The following is a 752-nucleotide window of genomic DNA, read 5'->3' as shown; positions in this document are numbered from 1 at the left end:
TCACTTTAAATGAGAGAAGAGAGCCGTGGAGAATAAAAGACCAGTCAATCTAGATTTGACTCAATTTAGCTTCCCTTTGCCTGCGCTTACTTCGATTGCGCACCGTATTACCGGTGTCGCTTTATTCGTAGGTTTGGTGTTTTTAATGTATGGACTGGATTTGTCCCTTCAAAGCGAAGAAGGCTTTAATCAGGCCAAAGCCTTATTGGATTCGTTCTTGGCGAAACTGATCATTTGGGGAGTTGTCTCCGCATTGCTCTATCACTTGGTCGCCGGAATCAAGCATTTGATTATGGATACAGGTGTTGGTGAAACTCTAGAGGGCGGTTTGCTTGCTGCAAAAGCAACGATCGTCATCTCTGTTGTACTAATTGTTCTCGCTGGAGTATGGATATGGTAGCTAGTGTTACGAGCTTGGGTCGAAATGGCCTCTATGATTGGCTGATTCAGCGATTTACAGCTGTAATTTTGGCGGCCTACACAATTTTTATTTTGGGGTATTTGGTTCTTAACCCTGATTTGAGTTATGCGCAATGGAGTGGTTTATTCGATTGTACTCCGATGCGTATATTTTCTCTTCTAGCTCTTTTCTCGATTGGCGCCCACGCATGGGTTGGTCTTTGGACTATTTCTACTGACTACATGAAGGCGACGGGTGTTCGAGTTATTTTTCAAGCTGTATGCGGTGTGGCGATGTTCGCCTACGTCGTGTGGGGCGTTCAGATTTTGTGGGGGTAGTCTAAATGAAAGGA

Annotated in this window: 2 protein-coding genes; both read left to right on the top strand. The window is 44.5% G+C overall.

The features are described 5' to 3' along the window. Positions 1 to 25 precede the first annotated feature (25 nt). The gene (gene sdhC, locus A3750_RS22400) at positions 26 to 400 is read left to right on the top strand and encodes a succinate dehydrogenase, cytochrome b556 subunit (RefSeq protein WP_068454138.1); all 375 of its coding nucleotides are present in this window, start codon (positions 26 to 28) and stop codon (positions 398 to 400) included. Continuing rightward, positions 394 to 738, top strand: coding sequence for a succinate dehydrogenase, hydrophobic membrane anchor protein (gene sdhD, locus A3750_RS22395; protein ID WP_068454135.1), 345 nt, complete (start codon positions 394 to 396; stop codon positions 736 to 738). Before sdhC ends, sdhD begins: the two co-directional genes overlap by 7 nt. Positions 739 to 752 lie beyond the last annotated feature (14 nt).

The organism is Oleiphilus sp. HI0079, from assembly GCF_001635105.1.
The sequence above is the reverse complement of the archived record's forward strand: the minus strand, read 5'-3'. Positions and strand labels throughout refer to the sequence as shown.

Bases quoted from the DNA above. Each gene is read 5' to 3' on its own strand.
- sdhD (WP_068454135.1), top strand. From the start codon at position 394: ATGGTAGCTAGTGTTACGAGCTTGGGTCGAAATGGCCTCTATGATTGG.